Here is a 17269-nt window from a genome sequence, read left to right as displayed (position 1 = left end):
CGATTAACCGGTTTACGGAACCGGGGGCGCCGCCACGCTCCCGCGCATCGTCAGCCGCGGTGCCACGTCCTGGAGGTCGCCGACCTGCTGCCCGCCCGCGGCCTCCCGCAGCCGGCGCGCCGCATGCGCGCCGTACGCGGCGATGTCCCGGCTCAGCGCGGTCAGCGACGGATGCACCAGCTCGCACAGCGCCGAGTCGTCCCAGGCCACCACCGACAGGTCGGCCGGCACCCGCAGCCCGAGCGCCTGCGCCGTGGTCAGGCCCGACACCGCCATCACGTCGTTGTCGTAGAGGATCGCGGTCGGCCGGTGCCGCTCGTCGGACAGCAGCTCCCGGGTCGCCGCCGCGCCGCGCTCGCCGCTGTAGTCGGCCTCCACGATCCGCCCCTCCAGCCCCAACTCCCGTACACAGGTCGCGAACGCGTCGGTGCGGATGATGGTGTGACGCAGCACGGACGGGCCGCTGACCCGGGCGATCCTGCGGTGTCCGAGCTCCGCGAGCCGGCCGACGACGGTGCGCACGGCCACCCCGTCGTCGCTCCACACCGCGGGCAGCCGCCCGGTGCCGACCGGCGCCCCGATCACCACCCCCGGCATCCCGAGCTCCTCCAGGACGGCGACCCGGGCGTCGTCCGCCTTCAGGTCCACCAGGAACACCCCGTCGACCCGGCGCTGCGCCCACCAGGCCCGGTACAGGGCGATCTCGGCGGCCTGGTCCTCGGCCATCGTGAACACCAACGGCGTGGCGTCCTCGATGAGTTCGGCCTGGATGCCGGAGACCAGCTGCATGAAGAACGGCTCCAGGCCGAGCGTGCGCGCGGGCCGGTCGATCACGAGCCCGAACGCCCCCGCCCTGCCGTCCGACAGGGCCCGCGCCGCACTGTTGGGCTGCCAGCCCAGCTCCTCCGCTATCGCGAGGATGCGGCGGCGCGTCGGCGCCGAGACGCCCGGCCGGTCGTTGAGCGCGAAGGACACGGCGGCCTTCGTCACCCCGGCGCGGCGCGCGATGTCCGCCATGGTGGGTCGCTTCACAGGTGGTTCCCTTCCCGGAGGCATGACGGCCTGATGGCCTGCTCGTTCGACGATATTCGATGAATTCCCGGCTAATCCGGTTCAGTTGAGTGTTCGCGAAAAGCGCCGGGAGAATCATGCAAGCGCATTGACAGTCACTTTCGCACGCGTTTACTTTCACGGCGCCGACGGTGTGCGGACCACCGTACCGGCCCTCCTGAGCGAGACCCGAGCCAGACCTGAGTCAGACCTGAGCCAGACCTGTCGCACCAGTGTCGTTACAGCCGGAGCAAGGGACCCGTGATGTCATCTTCCACGCCGCCGCCACCGCCCGAGCCCGCGGGACCCTCCCGCCGCACCGTCCTCGCCTCCGCCGCCGGCATCGTCCTCGCGGCCCCGCTCGCCGCCGCGTGCGGCGGGGCCGACAGCGGCTCCGGCGGGTCGAGCGGCACGCTCGTCGTGAACGCCACGCAGGGTCAACTGGTGCGCAACTTCAACCCGTTCGCCCCGCAGCCGCTGCACCCCACGCACGGGCTGCTGTACGAGCCGCTGTTCCACTTCAACGCCGCGAAGGCGGGCGTGGTGCACGACTGGCTCGGCACCGACTACCGGTGGGGCGACGACGGCAAGCGGCTCACGGTGACCCTGCGCAAGGGCGTGAAGTGGAGCGACGGCAAGCCGTTCACCGCCGAGGACGCCGCGTACACGTTCCAAATAGCCAAGGACAACAAGGAGTTGAACCAGTACGCGTACCCGCTCGACACGATCACGGCGCAGGACGACCACACGCTCGTGCTGACCTTCACCGAGTCCGCGTACACCAAGGAGTACTTCCTCCTCGGCAAGTCCAAGATGCTGCCCAAGCACATCTGGTCGAAGATCCCGGACGCGAAGAAGAAGACCGACATCAACGCGAACCCGGTGGCCACCGGCGCCTGGAAGGTCAAGTTCGTCAAGGGCACGACGATGGAGCTGACCGCCCGCGACGACTACTACTTCGCGGGCCTGCCGCACTTCAGGACCATCCGCTACGTCTCCTTCAGCGGCAACAACGCCTTCCTCGCCTCCGTCGCCAAGGGGAAGATCGACTGGGCGGGCGGCTTCATCCCCGACATCAAGAAGAACTACCTCGACAAGGACCCCAGGTTCGACCTCGTCAACACCCCGATGTCCGTGGCGTTCTTCGTGCCGTGCGCCGCCAGGGGCGTCACCGCCGACGTCAACGTGCGCAAGGCGATCAGCGCCGCCCTCGACCGCGACTTCATGAGCAAGTCCGTCTACGGCGGCTACGCGCCCGCGACCAACCCGATGGCGCTGCTGCTGCCCAACTTCCAGAGCGTCCTCGACCCGTCCCTGAAGGACACGGAGTTCGAGACGGGCGAGGCGGCCGTCGCCAAGTACCTCAAGGCCGCCGGATACGCCAAGAGCGGCGGCGGTTGGGCCAAGGACGGCAGGAAGCTCAGCCTGACCCTCACCCTGGTCTCCGGCTGGACCGACTACGTCAGCGTCGGACAGATGGCCAAGCAGCAGTTGAAGAAGTACGGCATCGAGCTGACGGTGAAGGGCGTCTCGGTCGCCCAGTTCACCAACGCGCAGTCCACCGGACGCTTCGAACTGCTGCTGAGCAACTACGGCTACACGCCCGACCCGCGCGCCTACTACGACCAGCTCCTCAACAGCGCCGTCGCACCCGCCATCGGCGAGACGACGAACGTCGGCAACTACGGCCGCTACCGGAACACCACCATCGACAAGGCCCTCTCCGCCATCGCCGACACCACCGATCCCGCCGAGCAGAAGCCGCACTACTACACGATCCAGCAGGAGTTCGTCCGTGAGATGCCGCTGATCCCGCTCTTCGAGCAGCAGAACGAGATCGAGTTCAACGGCAACCACGTCACCGGCTACCCCACCGAGGAGAACCTGTACGCGGGCGCCGCCATCTGGCTCGACCCGGACAGCGGCTGGGTCGCGGCCCGCATCAAGCCCGCGAAGTCGTCCAAGTAGGGGGCGTACGCCGTGCGTTACCTGTTGCGCAAACTCGGCTTCTACGCGATCGCCGCGTGGATCGCCGTCACCCTCAACTTCGTCCTGCCCCGCCTGATCCCCGGCGACCCGGTGCAGCTGATGATGGCCCGGATGGCGTCGTCGGGACCGGTCACCGAAGGGCAGGAGAAGGCCATCGCCGCGATGCTGGGCCTCGGCCACGGCAACATCGTCCAGCAGTACGGCGACTACCTCTCCTCGCTGTTCCGCCTCGACTTCGGCCTGTCCACCACGTACTACCCCACCAAGGTCAGCGACGTCGTCGAACAGGCCGTGCCGTGGACCATCGTCCTGGTCGGACTCGCGACCCTGATCAGCGTCGCCGTCGGGATCACCCTCGGCACCCTCGCCGGCTGGCGGCGCGGCGGACGCCTCGACGCGCTCGTCCCCTCGGCGACCTTCCTCGCCGCGATCCCGTACTTCTGGGCCGCCCTGATCATGCTCTACCTCTTCACCCAGGTCTGGGCGATGGCCCCCACCAGCGGCGGCTACGACGAGACGTACACCATCGGCTTCAACGCCGACTTCATCGGCTCCGCGATCCAGCACGGGGTGCTGCCCGCCGCCACCATCGTCCTCGCGTCGGCCGGCGGCTGGATGCTCGGGATGCGCAACATGATGGTGTCGACGCTCGCCGAGGACTACGTCGTCGCCGCCGAGGCCAAGGGGCTGCGGCCGCGCACCGTGATGGTCCGCTACGCGGCGCGCAACGCGGTGCTGCCGTCGGTCGCCGGGTTCGCCATCACCCTCGGGTTCATCGTCTCCGGCTCGCTCGTCATGGAGATGGTCTTCTCGTACCCCGGCATGGGCTACACGCTGCTGCAGGCCGTCACCAACAACGACTACCCCCTGATGCAGGCCATCTTCCTCATGATCACCTTCGCGGTCCTCGCGGCGAACTTCCTCGTCGACCTCGTCTACTCGTTCATCGACCCGCGCACCCGGCAGGCCACGTCATGACCGCGCCGACCACCGCCCTCGCGGCCCCGGTCGCCGCGGCTCCCGCCGCCGGGCGGCTGAAGAGCGCGCTGCGCTCGCGGCGGCTGCGCCTCGGCCTCGGCATCCTCGCCCTCCTCGTCCTGACGGCGCTCCTCGGCCCGCTCTTCCTCGGCGACCCCGAAGCGGTCGGCCAGGACCTGGGCCAGGCACCGTCCGGCGCCCACTGGCTGGGCACCACCCAGACCGGGCAGGACGTGTTCACCCAGTTCGTGGTGGCCGCGCGCGGCACGCTGCTGATCGGCGCCGCGGCCGCGCTGATCGCCACCGCCGTGTCCGTGGTCATCGGCATCGGCGGCGGCTTCCTCGGCGGCCTCACCGACGAGGCGCTCTCGTTGCTGAGCAACATCTTCCTGGTCATCCCCGGGCTGCCGCTCGTCATCGTCGTCGCGGCCTACGTCGGCGCGGGCACCGGATCGACGATCCTCGTCATCGCGCTGACCACCTGGGCGGCTTCCGCCCGCGTGCTGCGCGCCCAGACCCTGTCCCTGCGCACCCGCGACTACGTCCTCGCGGCCCGCCTGTACGGGGAGAGCCGGCGCCGCATCGTCCTGGTGGAGATCCTCCCCAACGAACTCGCCATCGTGGTCTCGCAGTTCATCTTCGCCGTGATCTTCGCGGTGCTCACCCAGGCCGCGCTCGCCTTCCTCGGCCTCGACGACCCGTCCAACCTCACCTGGGGCACGATGCTCTACTTCGCGCAGAACGCCGAGGCGCTGGCCGGTGGCTCCTGGTGGTGGTTCATCCCGCCCGGCCTCGCCATCGCCGTGCTCGGCGCCGCGCTCTCCCTGATCAGCTTCGGCCTCGACGAGATCCTCGACCCCCGGCTGCGCGCGCGGAGGAAACCATGAAGGCGACGACGGATGTGATCCTCGCGGCCGAGCACGTGGACGTCGTCTACGACTCCGGCGACGGCCGCCCCACGCACGCCGTGCGCGACGTCTGCCTGGAGCTGCGCCGCGGTGAACTCCTCGGCATCGCGGGGGAGTCGGGGTGCGGCAAGTCCACCCTCGCGTACGCCCTGGCCCGGCTGCTCCAGCCGCCGGGGCGGCTCGCGGGCGGCACGGTACGACTCGACGGCGCCGACCTGTACGCGCTGGACGCCGAGGCCCTGCGCGGGGTGCGCTGGACGCGGCTCGCCATGGTGTTCCAGAGCGCCATGAACGCGCTCAACCCCGTGACGACGGTGGGCCGTCAGTTCGACGACATCTTCCGCGCGCACCGTCCGCAGCTGTCGGGCGCCGAACGCCGTTCCCGGGCAGGGGAGTTGCTGCAGCTCGTCGGCATCGACGCGGGGCGCCTGCGCTCGCACCCGCACGAACTCTCCGGCGGCATGCGCCAGCGCGTCGCCATCGCCATGGCCCTCGCGCTCGACCCCGACGTCGTCATCATGGACGAGCCGACCACCGCCCTCGACGTCGTCGTGCAGCGCGAGATCCTCGACGAGGTCGAGCAGCTGAGGGAGCGGCTCGGCTTCGCCGTCGTCTTCATCACCCACGACCTGAACCTCCTCCTGGAGATCAGCGACCGGCTCGCCGTGATGTACGCGGGCCGCGTCGTCGAGTACGCGGACACCGAGACCATCGCCTCCGGCGGGGCCGTGCACCCCTATACCCGGGGCCTGCTGAGGTCGTTCCCGGCGCTGACGGGGGAGCGGCGGGAGCTGCGCGGGATTCCCGGGCAGCCGCCGGACCTGCGGGTGGCGGAGCCGGGGTGTGCGTTCGCCGACCGGTGCGAGTCCGTTTTCGAGCCCTGCGGGGTGCGGCCCCGGCTGGTCGCGCGCGGGCCGTCCTCGGCGGCCTGCCATCTGCCCGGTGGCGCCCGCGTCGCCGAGCCGCCGTCCCGTGCGGCCGGGCGCGCCCCCGAGGGAACGACCGGAAGGAGCGGAGCATGAAAGCCGGCCCCACCCTCGAAGCCGACCGGCTCACCGTCGACTTCAAGCGCCGCGGCGCACCGCCCCTGCGCGCCGTCGACGCCGTCTCCTTCGCTCTGCACGCCGGGCACACCCTGGCCCTCGTCGGCGAGAGCGGCAGCGGCAAGTCGACCGTGGTGCGCGCCCTGTCGCGGCTCGTGGCGCCCAGCGCGGGCGAGGTGCGGCTCGACGGGGAGGCGCGGGTGCGCGACGCCGCGTACCGGCGCTCCGTACAGATGGTGTTCCAGGACCCCTTCGCCTCCCTCAACCCCGCCCACACCGTCGGCCACCATCTGCGCCGCCCCCTCCTGGTCAGCGGGCGCGCGACCCGCGCGGACGTCGACGCCCGCGTCGAGGAACTGCTCACCTCCGTCAACCTCACCCCGGCCGCCGACATCGCCCGCAAACGCCCCCACGAACTCTCCGGCGGGCAGCGCCAGCGCGTCGCCATCGCACGGGCGCTGGCCCCGGAACCCGAGGTCCTCCTCGCCGACGAACCCGTCTCCATGCTCGACGTCTCCATCCGCCTGGAGATCCTCGGGCTGCTCGACCGGCTGAAGGAGGAGCGCCGGCTCGCCCTGCTCTACGTCACCCACGATCTGGCCACCGCACGCCACTTCGCCGCCGACGTGATGGTCATGTACCGAGGTCAGATCGTGGAGCGCGGCCCCAGCGACGAGGTGATCCTGCGGCCCCGCCACCCGTACACCCAGCTGCTCGCCTCCGCCGCCCCGGGCGCGACCGGCTCGCGCGAGCGCGCCCGGGAGGCCCGCGCCGCCCGGCTCGCCGCGCGTGACGCCCGTACCGCCGAACTGCGCGAGACCACGGCGCACGGCGGCTGCCGGTTCCGGGCCCGCTGCCCGTTCGCCACCGAGCGGTGCGCCCAGGACCCGCCCGCCGTCGCTCTGCAGAGCCCCGGCCACGAGGCGCGCTGCTGGCTGTACGAGGAACCGGTCACCGCGGGCCCGGCGCGCGCGGAGCCCGGCTGATCGTCTTTGTCCGGACAATCTGACTTCCGGACTTCCCGTCAACATCTGCCGCCGCTACGCTCGGCCCGTGGCCAAACCCGTAGCCGACCCCACCGTCCAGCTGGAGCTCGGCGTCGACCGCAGCAGTCCGGTCCCGCTGTACTTCCAGCTGGCCCAGCAGCTGGAGGCGGCGATCGAGCGGGGCGTGCTCACCCCTGGCAGCCTGCTCGGCAACGAGATCGAGCTGGCCGGGCGGCTCGGCCTGTCCCGGCCCACGGTCCGCCAGGCCATCCAGTCCCTGGTCGACAAGGGGCTGCTCGTGCGGCGCCGCGGCGTGGGCACCCAGGTGGTGCACAGCCAGGTCAAGCGCCCCCTGGAGCTGTCCAGCCTCTACGACGACCTGGAGGCGGCCGGCCAGCGCCCCGAGACCCGGGTCCTGGGCAACGCGCTGGTACCCGCCTCCGCCGAGGTGGCGGCCGCGCTCGCGATCGGCGAGGGCGAGCAGGTGCACCGCATCGAGCGGCTGCGCCTGGCCCACGGCGAGCCGGTCGCACACCTTCGCAACCACATCCCCGTCGGCCTGCTCGCGCTCGACGACGCCCGCATGGAGGCCACCGGCCTGTACCGGCTGATGCGGTCCGCGGGGATCACCCTGCACAGCGCCCGGCAGTCCATCGGCGCCCGCGCCGCCACCGCCGTCGAGGGCGAGCGGTTCGGTGAGCCGGAGGGCGCGCCGCTGCTGACCATGCAGCGCACGACCTTCGACGACAAGGGCCGCACGGTCGAGTTCGGCTCGCACACCTACCGGGCCTCGCGCTACTCCTTCGAGTTCCAACTCCTCGTACGTTCCTGAGGAATGGGGACGCGGCAGGGGTGTGACGCGTACGTGGTCCGAATGTTCTGACAAATTCATTGACGCTGATGTGGGAGCCCGCTACAAACACCTCCAGCCGCACCGGGCGGCCGGAGGAGAGGTGGCTCCACCATGCTCACGACGCGTACAGCCCGTACGGCCGCGGCCCTCGTCGCGGTGGTCGCACTCGCTGCGGGATGCAGCGGGTCCGGTGGCAAGAAGTCCGAGAACTCCGAGAGCGGGGCCGGCGGCGGGGGCGGCCAGGCCGTGTCCACGCCGCGCCTGAAGATCGCGATGGTCACGCACTCCGGCGAGGGCGACACCTTCTGGGACATCGTCCGCAGCGGCGCCAAGGCCGCCGCGAAGAAGGACAACGTCACCTTCCTCTACTCCAACGACAAGCAGGCCCAGGGCCAGGCCGAGCTGGTCCAGGCCGCGATCGACAAGAAGGTCGACGGGATCATCGTCACACTCGCGAAGCCGCAGGCCATGGAGCCGGTGCTGGCGAAGGCGAAGGCGGCGGGCATCCCCGTCATCTCGATCAACTCGGGCTCCGAGTTCTCCGCGAAGTTCGGCGCCATCGGTCACATCGGCCAGGAGGAGGGGGTGGCCGGCGAGGCCGTCGGCACCAAGCTGACCGAGGAGGGCCGCAAGAAGGCGCTCTGTGTCATCCACGAGCAGGGCAACGTGTCTCTTGAGCAGCGCTGCGCCGGCGTCAAGAAGACCTTCAAGGGCACGGTCGAGAACCTCAACGTCGACGGCACCAACGCGCCCGACGCGCAGGCGGCCGTCGAGGCCAAGCTCCAGGCCGACCAGTCCATCGACGCGGTCGTCGCGCTCGGCGCCCCGATCGCGGCCCTCACGGTCAAGGCCAAGCAGGACGCGGGCAGCAAGGCGGAGATCGCCACCTTCGACCTGAACGCGGAGGTCGTCAAGCGCCTCAAGGCCAAGGAGGTCTCCTTCGCCGTCGACCAGCAGCCCTATCTCCAGGGGTACGAGGCCGTGGACCTGCTGTGGCTGTACAAGTACAACGCCGACGTCCTCGGCGGCGGCAAGCCCGTCTTCACCGGGCCCGCTCTCGTCACCGAGAAGGACGTGCCGCAGCTGGAGAAGTACACCGCGCGCGGTACCCGGTGAATGGATGCATGATCCCCGTGACCCATACTTGTGCGTTTGGGACCGCAAAGAGGTTCCCAAGGATCGGAAAACGATCCACCGGGACCGGCCGCCCTCGGGCGTGGCCGATCCCGGTGTACGACGCAGCAGACCAAGAAGGGCACGGCCTCGTGGCACGGTTTCGGACCTGGGTGAGCATCGCGGTTGCGGGGGCCCTCGGCCTCGCAGTGACTGGACTGGCCGGATGCAGCAGCACGGGCGGCAAGCGGGCGGAAGACGCAAGGAAGGCCCAGCAGGCCCAGGGCAAGGCCGCCGTGGACACGCCCAACTGGACCTTCTCGATGATCACCCATTCGGGCGATGGCGACACCTTCTGGGACATCGTCCAGAACGGGGCCAAGCAGGCGGCCGTCAAGGACAACATCAACTTCCTCTACTCGCACAGCGACGAGGCCAACCAGCAGGCGCAGCTCGTGGACGCCGCCATCGACAAGAAGGTCGACGGCATCATCGTCACGCTCGCCAAGCCCGACGCGATGAAGGCCGCCGTGGCCCGAGCCGAGAAGGCGGGCATTCCCGTCATCACGGTGAACTCGGGCTCCGCGGAGTCCAAGAAGTTCGGTGCGCTCACGCACATCGGCCAGGACGAGACGATCGCGGGCGAGGCCGTCGGTGACGAGCTGAACAAGCGCGGCAAGAAGAAGGCCCTGTGCGTCCTGCACGAGCAGGGCAACGTCGGCCACGAGCAGCGCTGCGCCGGCGCCAAGTCCACCTTCGACGGCACGATGACGAACCTCTACGTCGACGGCACCAACATGCCCGACGTGCAGTCCTCCATCGAGGCCAAGCTCCAGGCCGATCCGTCCATCGACTCCGTCGTCACGCTGGGCGCGCCGTTCGCGGCCACCGCCGTGAAGGCCAAGCAGGACGCGGGCAGCAAGGCCGAGATCGACACCTTCGACCTGAACGAGAAGGTCGCCCAGGGCCTCCAGGACGACAGCCTCGGCTTCGCCGTCGACCAGCAGCCCTACCTCCAGGGGTACGAGGCCGTGGACCTGCTGTGGCTGTACAAGTACAACGCCAACACGCTCGGCGGCGGGAAGCCGGTCCTCACCGGCCCGCAGATCGTGACCAAGGACCAGGCCGCGAAGCTGGAGGAGTACGCGAAGAGGGGGACGCGATGACAGCCACGGCACCACAGGCCAAGATCGACGAACGACTGCTGAAGACCTCGCCCTGGAAGAAACTCCTTGGCCGGCCCGAGCTGGGCTCGATCGTCGGCGCCGTCGCCGTCTTCATCTTCTTCTCCGTCGCCGCGGACAGCTTCCTGCGGGCGACGAGCCTCGCGACCGTGCTGTACGCGGCCTCGACGCTCGGCATCATGGCGGTGCCGGTGGCGCTGCTCATGATCGGCGGCGAGTTCGACCTGTCGGCGGGTGTCCTCGTGACGTCGTCGGCGCTCGTCTCGTCGATGTTCAGCTACCAGATGACGGCGAACACCTGGGTCGGCGTGGGGGTCTCGCTGCTGGTCACCCTGGCCATCGGCGCCTTCAACGGCATCATGCTGACCCGCACCAGACTGCCCAGCTTCATCATCACGCTGGGCACCTTCCTGATGCTCACGGGCATGAACCTGGGCTTCACGAAGATGATCAGCGGCACGGTCTCCACGAAGTCCATCGCCGACATGGAGGGCTTCTCCAGCGGCAAGGACGTCTTCGCCTCGACGTTCACCATCGGCGGCGTCGACTTCAAGATCACCATCGTCTGGTGGCTGGCCCTGGTCCTCGTCGCCACCTGGATCCTGCTCCGCACCCGCGTCGGCAACTGGATCTTCGCGGTCGGCGGTGACGTGGACGCGGCCCGCGCGGTCGGTGTCCCGGTCAACAAGACCAAGATCGGCCTCTACATGGGCGTCGCGTTCGGCGCCTGGATCTCCGGCCAGCACCTGCTGTTCTCGTACGACGTGGTGCAGTCCGGCGAGGGCGTCGGCAACGAGCTGATCTACATCGTCGCGGCCGTCATCGGCGGCTGTCTGATCACCGGCGGCTACGGCTCCGCGGTCGGCGCCGCCATCGGCGCGCTGATCTTCGGCATGACCAGCAAGGGCATCGTGTTCGCCGAGTGGAACTCGGACTGGTTCAAGTTCTTCCTCGGAGCGATGCTGCTCCTGGCGACCCTGCTCAACCACTGGGTCCGCAAGCGCGCGGAGGCGAGCAAATGACGACACCCGCAGAGGGCACGGCTCCCCTCGTCGAACTCGACGGCGTCAGCAAGTACTACGGCAACATCCGCGCCCTGGAGGACGTCTCGCTCGTCGTGAACGCGGGGGAGATCTCCTGCGTCCTCGGCGACAACGGCGCCGGCAAGTCCACCCTCATCAAGATCATCGCGGGGCTGCACCAGCACGACGGCGGCTCCTTCCGGATCGAGGGCGAGGAGGCGAAGCTCGCCAACCCGCGCGACGCCCTCAACCGCGGCATCGCCACGGTCTACCAGGACCTGGCCGTCGTCCCGCTGATGCCGGTGTGGCGCAACTTCTTCCTCGGCTCGGAGCCGACGAAGGGCACGGGCCCGTTCAAGCGCATGGACGTCGAGTTCATGCGGCGCACGACGTACGAGGAACTGGCGCGCATGGGCATCGACCTGCGCGACGTCGATCAGCCGATCGGCACGCTCTCCGGCGGTGAGCGCCAGTGCGTGGCCATCGCTCGTGCCGTCTACTTCGGCGCGAAGGTCCTCGTCCTGGACGAGCCGACGGCGGCGCTCGGCGTGAAGCAGTCCGGCGTCGTCCTCAAGTACGTGGCCGCCGCGCGGGACGCGGGCCTGGGCGTGGTGTTGATCACCCACAACCCGCACCACGCGTACCTGGTCGGTGACCGGTTCATCCTGCTCAAGCGCGGGGCGATGTTCGGCAGCCACAGCCGTGACGAGATCACCCTGGACGAGCTGACCCGGCAGATGGCCGGTGGCTCGGAACTGGACGACCTCCGCCATGAGCTGGAGCGGGCGCCGGTGCCCACGCATTTGGGCGGGCATCCGGTGGACGGCGCCGAGAAGTAGGCCCCCGCCGGACGCGCCCACGCGCCGCGGGCCTTGGCCTGCCTGGCGTGTGCGGGTCCGGTGGTGGCTGGTCGCGCAGTTCCCCGCGCCCCTGAGCGAGCACAGCTCGCTTCAGGGGCGCGGGGAACTGCGCGACCAGCCACCGGCAAGCGGCACACGCGCACGAAACCGAGCCCTCGCGGCGAACGGGCGCGACCCCGCCGCACACCAAACCCGGCATGCGGCGGAGCCCCGCCGTGAGGCAGAATCGCCGCAATGAGCACCTACCGCGACCTCGCACACCGTGGCAGCGCCCGAGCCACCGTCCTGCGGACGGTCGGCACCCGGGAACGCCGCTCGCACCTGACGGCCCCGCGCGTGCCCACCGTCGGCATCGACATCGGCGGCACGAAGGTGATGGCGGGCGTCGTCGACGCGGACGGCACCATCCTGGAGACGCTGCGCACGGAGACCCCGGACAAGTCGAAGAGCCCGAAGGTCGTCGAGGACACGATCTGCGAGCTCGTGCTCGACCTCTCCGACCGGCACGACGTGCACGCGGTCGGCATCGGCGCGGCCGGCTGGGTCGACGCGGACCGCAACCGCGTCCTGTTCGCCCCGCACCTGTCCTGGCGCAACGAGCCGCTGCGCGACCGCCTGGCCGGCCGCCTCGCGGTCCCGGTCCTGGTCGACAACGACGCGAACACCGCCGCCTGGGCGGAGTGGCGCTTCGGCGCGGGCCGCGGCGAGGACCACCTGGTGATGATCACGCTCGGCACCGGCATCGGCGGCGCGATCCTGGAGGACGGCCAGGTCAAGCGCGGCAAGTACGGGGTCGCGGGCGAGTTCGGCCATATGCAGGTCGTCCCCGGCGGCCACCGCTGCCCGTGCGGCAACCGCGGCTGCTGGGAGCAGTACAGCTCGGGCAACGCCCTGGTCAGGGAGGCCCGCGAGCTCGCGGCGGCCGACTCCCCGGTCGCGTACAACATCATCGAGCGGGTCAAGGGCAACGTCCCGGACATCACGGGCCCCCTCATCACCGAGCTGGCCCGCGAGGGCGACGCCATGTGCGTCGAGCTGCTCCAGGACATCGGCCAGTGGCTCGGCGTCGGCATCGCCAACCTGGCCGCGGCCCTCGACCCGTCCTGCTTCGTGATCGGCGGCGGGGTCAGCGCGGCCGACGACCTGCTCATCGCCCCGGCCCGCGACGCCTTCAAGCGCCAGCTCACCGGCCGCGGCTACCGCCCCGAGGCCCGGATCGCGCGCGCCCAGCTCGGCCCCGAGGCCGGCATGGTCGGCGCCGCGGACCTGGCCCGCCTGGTCGCCCGCCGGTTCCGCCGCGCCAAGCGCCGCCGCGTGGAGCGCTACGAGCGCTACGAGCGGTACGCCCAGGCCCGCGGCACCGTGTCCGGCGCCGAGGACCAGTAGCGCGGTCCCGGAACGCAGAACAGTGACAGGAAAGCGACCCATGACCGTGCCCCGCCAGCCTCCGTCTCCGTACGAGGAGACGCGCCCGCCGGAGGAGCCCCGCGGCCATGTGATCCGCCGCCGCGCCCTCACCCTCCTCATCATCGTCCTGCTCATCGGCATCCCCGCCGGCTACCTGGTCATCTCCGCGAACCAGAGCCGCAACAGCGGCAAGGACAAGGAGGCCAAGTACTCGGCGACGGGCCTGACCATCGGCTGGCCCTCGAAGGTGCAGCGGCGGCTCTACGAGATCCCGATCCCGCACTACTCGCGCAACGTCGCCTACTACGAGACGAACAACTACAAGGTCAGCCGCCTGTACGTGCAGTTCCTCACCAGCAACACCGGGCTCGAGACCTTCCTCAAGGAGGTCGACGAGAACTACACCACCGCCGACCTGAAGAAGGACGACATCACGATCGGCAGCCGCGACCGCAACGTCGCCGGCTGGGACTTCACGGGCCCCGGTCCCTGGTACGGCGTGACCCACAGCCAGGAGGACCCGGCGCCGACCCAGAGCATCGTGGTGAACCGGTCGAACCCGGACCACCCGATGGTCTACGTCGTCTCGACCACGGAACCCTGACCCCGGCCGGTCCCGCTACCTGCTGAACTGCGGGTCCTTCGCCTGGTTGTAGATCTCCTTGCCCGACGCGTCGTAGGCGTGGATGTACGGGTTCGGGCCCGTGTAGCGCGGTCCGACGGGCCCGTCGGGGGAGAGCGCCGACGTGTAGGCGAAGGCGCCGCCCTTCATGAGCACGGGGTACTCCTTCGGCTGGTCGCCGTAGCTCACGGTGACCTTGGCGACGTCGGAGGTGTAGTGCCCGGCGCCCACGTTGAGGTACTTCCCCTCGCCCGCCTTGTCCATGGTGGTCTCGAAGTACGACACGATCCGGCCGGTGCCCCACAGGCGGTTGTTGATGAAGGTGGGCGGGTGGCTGGAGCTGCTGCCCTTGTCCCCCTTCGTCGCGCACTGCACGTACTGGCCCGCGGAGTCGACGGCGACGACCACGCCGTCCGCGTTCTGCGTGGCGAGGGGAGCGCGGACCGCGATCACCGCGTCGTACTTCGACGCGTCGGCCCCCAGACACGACGAGAGGATCCTGGCGACGGTGCCGGGCTCGATGGTGGTCGTCGCACTGCTGGTGATGGTGAACGCCTTCTGCTCGGACGCCGGGTCCGCGGACGCCGATCCCGTGCCGCCCGCGGTGGAACCGGCCGACGCGCTCGGATCCGGCGACGCGGTCGGCGACGGGTTCCCGCCGGGGAGCGCCCGCTCGGTGCCGTGCGACGTCGCCTCGCCCATCCCGCCGAGGACGGCGACGGCCACGACACTCACGGCGGTCACCCCGGTGGCGACGCCCAGCGGCACTCCCCACCTGCGCAGCGGCGACGTCTTGGGGTCTTCCTGCCGGCCGATCTTCATCAGAAGCTCCTCTCGGGTCCGCCGGTGATCCGGCAGATCGCGATCGGAAGGAGCCGCCGGAATGCCCTGACTGTCACTCACCGTGCGACCTCCTTCGCGTTGACGGTGTTCCTCGAGGAACTGAACGGCGCCGCGGTCGCGGTCCCGCCCAGGAGATCGGCCCCCAGCCTGCGCCGCGCCCGGTGCAGCCGGGACTTCACGGTCCCGACCGCCACGTTCAGCGCCACCGCGGCTGCCTGCTGGTCCAGGCCCGACCACACGCAGAGCTCGACGACCTCGCGCTCGTGCCGGGGCAGCCGGGCCAGCGCCCGGTGGATCTCCGACATCCGGCGTTCGTCGTCGACCTGGCCCGCGACCCGGTCCGCGTGGTCGTCCACCGACCGGTCGTGCGAGATGAGCCGGTGCAGCAGCGCCTCGGCCCGTCTCAGCCGTCGTCGGGTGTTCGACAGCAGTCCGTCGGCGATGCCGAGCAGCCACGGCAGGGCCGAGTCGCGGTCGAGCACGGTCTCCGTCCGCCGGCGCCAGGCGTGCAGGAAGACCGTGGACGTGAGGTCCTCGGCCTCCGCCCAGTCGGCCGTGCGCCGGAAGAGGTAGTTGTAGACGGCCTTCGCGTGCCGGTCGAAGATCCGGCCGAACGCCTCCCGGTCTCCGGCGACGGCTCTCGCCCACAGCTCGCGGTCAGAGGTCCCTCCGACCGGTGCGCCGGGTCCGGCGTCGTTCAGTTCCATACCCAGTACGTGTCCGGCACCCGCCCCGAGGTTCCCGACGGCTCCCTTTCGTTTCGACGGACCCGGCCGGGCCCGCTCGCGAGGACGCATGGATCATCCTTATGCAACAGATGCCCCACTTGTCGCCGCCTTCCACCCACTTCACGCCACGCAGCGTCAACTGAGCGATGCCGGGCGTGAGTTGTGTGCAAAGATCGAAGGTGCGACCGAAATTTTTCACGTGGGGCTTTGAATTGGTCACGGGAAGGTCATTATGGTCGGGCCCCGCACCTCCGCTCCGATGGTCACTCGCATGAGGTGAGTGACGGTGGAGGGCGCCGTCCACCCTGCGTTCCGTGGGCGGTTGGAGGATGAAGGAGCCCGATTTCGTGGCGTCCCACCGTCGGCCCAGACAACCGAACCGCACCCGTGTGACCGTGCTCACCGCGACCGCCGCCGCTGCTGTGGCCCTCACCTCGCAGGCCGCCAACGCCGCGCCGAAACCCACGAAGAGCGAGGTCAAGGCCAAGGTCGACAAGCTCTACGAAGAGGCGGAGCGGGCCACCAACCAGTACGACGGCGCGAAGGAGAAGCAGAAGAAGCTCGAGAAGGAGATCGGCGAGATTCAGGACAAGGTCGCCCGCGAGCAGAGCGAGCTCAACGAGCTGCGCACGGGCCTCGGTTCGCTCGCCAGCCAGCAGTACCGCTCGGGTGGCATCGACCCCTCGGTCCAGCTCTTCCTCTCCTCGAACCCGGACGACTATCTCGACAAGGCGTCCACGCTCGACTCGCTCTCCGCGCAGCAACTGGAGTCCCTCAAGAAGGTCCAGGCGAAGCAGCGCACGCTCGCCCAGGAGCGCTCCGAGGCGTCCGAGAAGCTCAAGGACCTCGCCGACACCCGCACCGAACTCGGCAAGAAGAAGCGCGAGATCCAGGGCAAGCTCGGCAAGGCGCAGAAGCTGCTCAACTCGCTGACCGCCGCCGAGCGTCAGCAGCTGGCCGACGCCGATGCGCGCGCCAGCCGCTCCTCCGCCGACCGCGTCGACCTCGGCAACGAGGCGGCCGCCTCCAGGTTCGGCGCCGCGGCCCTGAGCGCCGCCGCCTCCCAGCTGGGCAAGCCGTACGTGCGCGGTGGCACGGGCCCCAACTCCTACGACTGCTCGGGCCTGACCCAGTGGGCGTACAACCAGGCCGGAGTAGGCATCTCCCGGGTCACGTACACGCAGGTCAACGACGGTACGCGCATCGGGATGAGCCAACTCAGGCCCGGCGACCTGGTCTTCTTCAACAACACCGAACACGTCGGCCTGTACGCGGGCAACGGCCAGGTGCTGCACGCCCCGTACCCCGGCGCCGTCGTCCGCTACGAGTCGATGAGCACCATCGGCAGTTTCCAGTTCGGCGTCCGCGTCACCGGCTGACCACCGACGGCCGTCGTCGTATGTCCGGTCGGCGGCGGACTCGTGGCGTCACTGTCGACACGGACACGGCACGGGAATGCGCCTCTCCGGACGAGGGAAACGTGGGCGGGCTGTCAGCAGTGCCTGCTGGTGGGTGCGTGTCCGGGGCGCCTGACCTGCGCAGTTACTCCCACTCGTGCACGTGTTAACGTCGCAGCACACAGGTCGAACGACAGATGCGCCCCGGGCGCGGTGCTGCTTTGTCAACGGGGACGTCCGATCCGCTTCGCGCAGCCCTGCCCGTGCCGCAGCACGAAGGTGAGGG

Annotated in this window: 16 protein-coding genes; 13 read left to right on the top strand and 3 right to left on the bottom strand. The window is 70.1% G+C overall.

Going from position 1 to position 17269, the window contains the following annotated elements:
- Positions 1–12: 12 nt before the first annotated feature.
- Positions 13–1032 carry a LacI family DNA-binding transcriptional regulator gene (locus J3486_RS08240; RefSeq protein WP_307804730.1) on the bottom strand — a complete coding sequence of 340 codons (1020 nt, stop codon included), beginning with the start codon at positions 1030–1032 and terminating at the stop codon, positions 13–15.
- A gap of 282 nt (positions 1033–1314) precedes the next feature.
- On the opposite strand from J3486_RS08240, the gene J3486_RS08235 reads away from it, so the two are divergent.
- The 12 genes from J3486_RS08235 to J3486_RS08180 all read left to right on the top strand — a co-directional run bounded on the left by J3486_RS08235 (position 1315) and on the right by J3486_RS08180 (position 13997).
- The gene (locus J3486_RS08235) at positions 1315–3018 is read left to right on the top strand and encodes an ABC transporter substrate-binding protein (protein WP_207819484.1); all 1704 of its coding nucleotides are present in this window, start codon (positions 1315–1317) and stop codon (positions 3016–3018) included.
- Between the two features lie 12 nt (positions 3019–3030).
- Positions 3031–4017, top strand: a complete 987-nt coding sequence (locus tag J3486_RS08230) for an ABC transporter permease (protein ID WP_207819483.1) — start codon at positions 3031–3033, stop codon at positions 4015–4017.
- Positions 4014–4904 carry an ABC transporter permease gene (locus J3486_RS08225; protein ID WP_207819482.1) on the top strand — a complete coding sequence of 297 codons (891 nt, stop codon included), beginning with the start codon at positions 4014–4016 and terminating at the stop codon, positions 4902–4904. The genes J3486_RS08230 and J3486_RS08225 overlap by 4 nt, the downstream gene beginning before the upstream one ends.
- On the top strand, positions 4901–5947 hold the full coding sequence (locus J3486_RS08220) for an ABC transporter ATP-binding protein (protein WP_207819481.1): 1047 nt from the start codon (positions 4901–4903) through the stop codon (positions 5945–5947). Before J3486_RS08225 ends, J3486_RS08220 begins: the two co-directional genes overlap by 4 nt.
- Entirely contained in the window at positions 5944–6954 is a 1011-nt protein-coding gene (locus tag J3486_RS08215; protein ID WP_207819480.1) for an ABC transporter ATP-binding protein, read from the top strand. The genes J3486_RS08220 and J3486_RS08215 overlap by 4 nt, the downstream gene beginning before the upstream one ends.
- A gap of 67 nt (positions 6955–7021) precedes the next feature.
- On the top strand, positions 7022–7786 hold the full coding sequence (locus J3486_RS08210) for a GntR family transcriptional regulator (RefSeq protein WP_207819479.1): 765 nt from the start codon (positions 7022–7024) through the stop codon (positions 7784–7786).
- A 132-nt stretch (positions 7787–7918) separates the two neighbouring features.
- The gene (locus tag J3486_RS08205; protein WP_207819478.1) at positions 7919–8923 is read left to right on the top strand and encodes a sugar ABC transporter substrate-binding protein; all 1005 of its coding nucleotides are present in this window, start codon (positions 7919–7921) and stop codon (positions 8921–8923) included.
- A gap of 149 nt (positions 8924–9072) precedes the next feature.
- Positions 9073–10086, top strand: coding sequence for a sugar ABC transporter substrate-binding protein (locus J3486_RS08200; RefSeq protein WP_207819477.1), 1014 nt, complete (start codon positions 9073–9075; stop codon positions 10084–10086).
- Positions 10083–11126, top strand: a complete 1044-nt coding sequence (locus J3486_RS08195) for an ABC transporter permease (RefSeq protein ID WP_207819476.1) — start codon at positions 10083–10085, stop codon at positions 11124–11126. Before J3486_RS08200 ends, J3486_RS08195 begins: the two co-directional genes overlap by 4 nt.
- Positions 11123–11965: an ATP-binding cassette domain-containing protein gene (locus J3486_RS08190; RefSeq protein ID WP_207819475.1), complete on the top strand. Its 843-nt coding sequence runs from the start codon at positions 11123–11125 to the stop codon at positions 11963–11965. Before J3486_RS08195 ends, J3486_RS08190 begins: the two co-directional genes overlap by 4 nt.
- Before the next feature lie 255 nt (positions 11966–12220).
- Positions 12221–13372 (top strand): ROK family glucokinase, encoded by a 1152-nt coding sequence (locus J3486_RS08185; RefSeq protein WP_207819474.1) that lies wholly within the window; start codon positions 12221–12223, stop codon positions 13370–13372.
- Between the two features lie 40 nt (positions 13373–13412).
- On the top strand, positions 13413–13997 hold the full coding sequence (locus tag J3486_RS08180) for a sugar kinase (protein ID WP_207819473.1): 585 nt from the start codon (positions 13413–13415) through the stop codon (positions 13995–13997).
- A 15-nt stretch (positions 13998–14012) separates the two neighbouring features.
- Here J3486_RS08180 and J3486_RS08175 read toward each other — a convergent pair whose 3' ends face one another.
- Both J3486_RS08175 and J3486_RS08170 read right to left on the bottom strand, forming a co-directional pair.
- Positions 14013–14837, bottom strand: a complete 825-nt coding sequence (locus tag J3486_RS08175; RefSeq protein ID WP_207819472.1) for a hypothetical protein — start codon at positions 14835–14837, stop codon at positions 14013–14015.
- A gap of 77 nt (positions 14838–14914) precedes the next feature.
- Positions 14915–15565 (bottom strand): RNA polymerase sigma factor, encoded by a 651-nt coding sequence (locus J3486_RS08170; protein WP_207819471.1) that lies wholly within the window; start codon positions 15563–15565, stop codon positions 14915–14917.
- 368 nt (positions 15566–15933) lie between these two features.
- Between J3486_RS08170 and J3486_RS08165 the strand changes: the two genes are divergently transcribed.
- A complete protein-coding gene (locus tag J3486_RS08165) occupies positions 15934–16965 on the top strand; it encodes an NlpC/P60 family protein (RefSeq protein ID WP_207819470.1) in 1032 nt (343 codons plus the stop codon).
- Positions 16966–17269: the final 304 nt, after the last annotated feature.

The sequence above is a fragment of the Streptomyces sp. VRA16 Mangrove soil genome, assembly GCF_017377775.1.
In the GTDB taxonomy this organism is placed as follows: domain Bacteria; phylum Actinomycetota; class Actinomycetes; order Streptomycetales; family Streptomycetaceae; genus Streptomyces.
The sequence above is the reverse complement of the archived record's forward strand: the minus strand, read 5'-3'. Positions and strand labels throughout refer to the sequence as shown.